The following is a 3,527-nucleotide window of genomic DNA, read 5'->3' as shown; positions in this document are numbered from 1 at the left end:
CGACTTCGGCTTCGCGCGCGGCCACCACGAGGTCTCCGTCGCCTGCGCCGAGGACCAGCTGCTGCCCGCCGCCGGGGCCCGGTCCGCGTTCGGGCCGGTCGGCCTGGTGATGGGCGGGGTCGTCTCCGTGCAGTTCGGCAGCGCGCTCGCGGTGAACCTGATGGAGCGCACCAGCGCGCTGGGCGTGGTCGCCATCCGCCTGGTGGTCGCCGCCGCGCTGCTGCTGGTGGTCTGCCGGCCGCGGCTGCGCGGCCACTCGCGTGCCGACTGGGGCACGGTGGTCGCCTTCGCGGCCACGCTGGCGGGCATGAACGGCCTCTTCTACCAGGCCGCCGACCGGATGCCGCTGGGTCCGGCGGTGACCCTGGAGGTCCTGGGGCCGCTGGCGCTGTCGGTGTTCAGCTCCCGCCGTCTGGTGAGCGTCCTGTGGGCGGGTCTGGCCCTGGCCGGTGTCTTCCTGCTCGGCGGCGGCGACTTCTCCGGCCTGGACCCGGTGGGCGCCGCGTACGCGCTGGGCGCGGGCGCCATGTGGGCGGGATACATCGTCTTCAGCGCCCGCACCGGCCGCCGCTTCCCGCAGGCCGACGGGCTGGCCATCGCGATGGCCCTGGCCGCCCTGTTCGTCCTCCCGCTGGGCATCGGCTCGGCGGGCCGTGAACTGCTCGACCCGGTGACGGTGGGCCTCGGCGCGGGCGTCGCGGTGCTGTCCTCCGTGCTGCCCTACACCCTCGAGCTGATCGCCCTCCGCACCCTTCCGGCCTCCGCCTTCTCCATCCTGATGAGCCTGGAACCCGCGGTCGCCGCCCTCGCCGGCTTCCTGATCCTCCACCAGACGCTGGGCGCCGCCCAGGCGGCCGCCATCGGCCTGGTCGTCGCCGCGAGCATGGGCGCGGTCCGCACCCAGGTCGGCGCCCTCCGCGCGACCAAGGAACCCGTACGCGACTGAGCGGGCCCGGCAGCCGTTGCACCTCCCCCACCGCCTCCGGCCCCGGTACCGCCGGTAGCTCCGTCTCGGGTGACCACGGAGGCCGCAGCCATGTCCGGCTCCCCGTGCTCCGAGCCGTGACCCGCACGGCGGAGGCGGCCTGCGAACGGGACGCCTCAGGAAGGCGTGTGGGACCAGTCCCGTGTGGACAGCACCAGCCGGTAGCCGTCGGGGTCCTCGACGGTGACCCCCCAGCGGTCCCAGTACGGGTTGTGGGAGGTGACGCGGCAGCCGCCATGGGCCTCCAGGCGGGCGACCAGGGCCTCGGGGACGGGCCCGGCGCAGTAGATCACCAGCAGGTCCTCCGGGGTGGGGCGGGGGTCCACCGGGGCGAGGGCGTTGTGGGCGAGCTCCAGGTGCCAGGAGGCGCCGGGCCGGCCGACCATCAGCAGGCCGTTGCCGCCGGGGGAGCCGTCCCCTGCCGTGCGCCAGAGCTGCGACAGGCCGAGGCCGTCGATCCAGAAGCGGGCCGCGGCGTCGAGGTCGCGGGAGGGGCGGGCCATGCGGATGTGGGCCGCCTCCATGGACGGGAGCCCCACCTGCCCGGCGGGGGCCGGGAGTTCGGGGGAGGAGCCGGCAGTGCGGGGGCGTGCGGAAGGCGTGGTGGGCATGGTGGGCATGGTGACAAGGGTAGGGAGCGGCGGGGTGCCGGCACATGGGAGAAAAGGCCTAGGACCCGGGGAGGAGCGCCGCCTAGGGTGCCCGCATGACTGAGGGACTGAGGCTGGAGCCGGTCACGCCGGACAACGTCGACACGGCGATCGGCATCGAGGTGGCCCCCGCGCAGCGGCGGCTGGTCGCGCCGGTGGTGAAGTCGCTGGCGGAGGCGTACGTGCATGCGGAGCACGCCTGGCCCCGGCTGATCCGGCACGGGGACCGGCCGGTGGGCTTCCTGATGGCCTTCCTGGACATCGACTGGGCAGGCGACGGCACCCGGCGCGACGTCCGGTCCGGCCTGTGGCGGCTGAACATCGCCGAGGCCGAACAGCGGCGCGGCTACGGCAGGTTCGCGGTCCGGGCGGTGGCCGAGGAGATCCGGCGCCGTGGCGGGTCGCTGCTCCACGTGACCTGGGAGCCGGGCGAGGACGGGCCGGAGGGGTTCTACCTGGGGCTCGGGTTCCGGAGGACGGGCGAGGTCAGCGGCGGGCAGACCGTCGGGGTGCTGGAACTGGGCGGCGCGGGGGGATGAGGGCGCCCGGGACCGGGCGGGCGTCCAAAACGAGTTGGATCACCGCGGGCCGTCTGCCAGCCTGCGGGAATGACCACTGACGACGACATCCTGATCACGACCTTCGCCGAGCGCCCCGAGCTGATACCGCGGATGTACGACCTCCAGGACACCTGGCCGGAGTTCGTCCAGCACGACCTGCTGTCCGCGTCCCTGCACAGCCGGGTGATCCGGGAGTTCCCCGAGTACTGCGTGGTCGCCACCGAGGGCGACCAGGTGGTGGCCCGGGCGATGAGCGTGCCGTTCAACTCCGTGCTGGAGGGCCGGGAGGAGACCCCCGACCAGGGCTGGGACCGGGTGATCGCCTGGGCGTTCCGCGACCGCGCGCTGGGCCTGGACGTCACCGCGGCGAGCGCGCTGGAGATCACCGTCGGCGCCGGCCACCTCGGCCGGGGCCTGTCCTACCGGATGCTGGCCGCCATGCGCGGCGCGGTGGCCGCGCGGGGGCACGACGCGCTGCTCGCGCCGGTGCGGCCGAACGCCAAGCACCTGGAACCGGACACCCCCATGGCCGAGTACGTCCGGCTGACCCGGGACGACGACGGCCTGCCGCGCGACCCCTGGCTGCGGGTGCACGTGCGGGCGGGCGGCGTGATCGAGAAGGTCGCCCCGGCCAGCATGACGGTCAGCGGCTCGCTCGAGCAGTGGCGGAAGTGGACCGGCCTCCCCTTCGACGCGGACGGCCCGGTGCGGGTCCCCGACGCCCTCACGCCCGTCCTGTGCAGCCTCGCCCACGACCAGGCCGTGTACGTGGAACCCAACGTCTGGGTGCGCCACCGCCTGTGACCGGACCCGCCCCCGCCGCGCGTCACCCGCCGTTCACCGTTCACCGTCCGCCGCCGGCTGCTCGCCGATCGCCGATCGCCGCTCGCCGCTCGAGAAAATCAAGCAAGCATGCTTGATTGATTTCCGTCCCGCTGTCATGCTCCCAAGCGCACCACCCCGCACATCGCCGTGCCCGGAGGGAGCAGTACGCCGAGATGGACGATCCGACCTCGTCGGTGATCGACGACATGCGTGCAGAGGCCGACGAACTCGACGCCCTGGTCGCCGAGTTGGACGACGAACGGTGGGCGGCGCCCACGCCCGCGCCGGGCTGGGGGGTCGCCCACCAGATCGCTCACCTGGCGTGGACCGACCGGGCCGCGCTGGCCGCGATCCGTGACCGGGAGGCGTTCGACGCCGAGGTCCGTCAGGCGCTCGCGGACCCCGACGGGTACATGGACGCGCAGGCGGCGCTGGGCGCCCGCAAGCCGCCCGCGGAGCTCCTGGCCCGCGAACGGCGGCATTCGGTGACGCCGCGCACCTGATGCC

4 protein-coding genes and 1 pseudogene are annotated in these 3,527 nt (G+C 74.4%); 4 read left to right on the top strand and 1 reads right to left on the bottom strand.

Annotated features, from left to right (window positions below):
- Positions 1 to 109 precede the first annotated feature (109 nt).
- Positions 110 to 946 carry a DMT family transporter gene (locus HW445_RS22850; protein WP_180222841.1) on the top strand — a complete coding sequence of 279 codons (837 nt, stop codon included), beginning with the start codon at positions 110 to 112 and terminating at the stop codon, positions 944 to 946.
- 155 nt (positions 947 to 1,101) lie between these two features.
- Here the strand turns inward: HW445_RS22850 and HW445_RS22845 are convergent, their stop codons facing one another.
- Entirely contained in the window at positions 1,102 to 1,509 is a 408-nt protein-coding gene (locus HW445_RS22845; RefSeq protein ID WP_180222840.1) for a VOC family protein, read from the bottom strand.
- 182 nt (positions 1,510 to 1,691) lie between these two features.
- Here HW445_RS22845 and HW445_RS22840 point away from each other — a divergent pair, with 182 nt between their 5' ends.
- The 3 genes and pseudogenes from HW445_RS22840 to HW445_RS22830 form a co-directional block, all read left to right on the top strand.
- The gene (locus tag HW445_RS22840; protein WP_180222839.1) at positions 1,692 to 2,174 is read left to right on the top strand and encodes a GNAT family N-acetyltransferase; all 483 of its coding nucleotides are present in this window, start codon (positions 1,692 to 1,694) and stop codon (positions 2,172 to 2,174) included.
- Between the two features lie 69 nt (positions 2,175 to 2,243).
- Positions 2,244 to 2,999: an N-acetyltransferase gene (locus HW445_RS22835; RefSeq protein ID WP_180222838.1), complete on the top strand. Its 756-nt coding sequence runs from the start codon at positions 2,244 to 2,246 to the stop codon at positions 2,997 to 2,999.
- Positions 3,000 to 3,193: 194 nt separating this feature from the next.
- A pseudogene (locus HW445_RS22830) lies at positions 3,194 to 3,496 on the top strand (maleylpyruvate isomerase N-terminal domain-containing protein); the annotation flags it as partial.
- Positions 3,497 to 3,527 lie beyond the last annotated feature (31 nt).

The organism is Streptomyces sp. UH6 (assembly GCF_013421635.1).
Lineage (GTDB): Bacteria > Actinomycetota > Actinomycetes > Streptomycetales > Streptomycetaceae > Streptomyces > Streptomyces abyssomicinicus.
Note: the sequence above shows the minus strand (reverse complement) of the source record. Positions and strands in the feature narration are given on the sequence as shown.

Coding starts and splice junctions, on each gene's coding strand:
- HW445_RS22850 (WP_180222841.1), top strand. CDS start 110: ATGGGCGGGGTCGTCTCCGTGCAGTTCGGCAGCGCGCTCGCGGTGAAC.
- HW445_RS22845 (WP_180222840.1), bottom strand. CDS start 1,509: ATGGAGGCGGCCCACATCCGCATGGCCCGCCCCTCCCGCGACCTCGAC.
- HW445_RS22840 (WP_180222839.1), top strand. CDS start 1,692: ATGACTGAGGGACTGAGGCTGGAGCCGGTCACGCCGGACAACGTCGAC.
- HW445_RS22835 (WP_180222838.1), top strand. CDS start 2,244: ATGACCACTGACGACGACATCCTGATCACGACCTTCGCCGAGCGCCCC.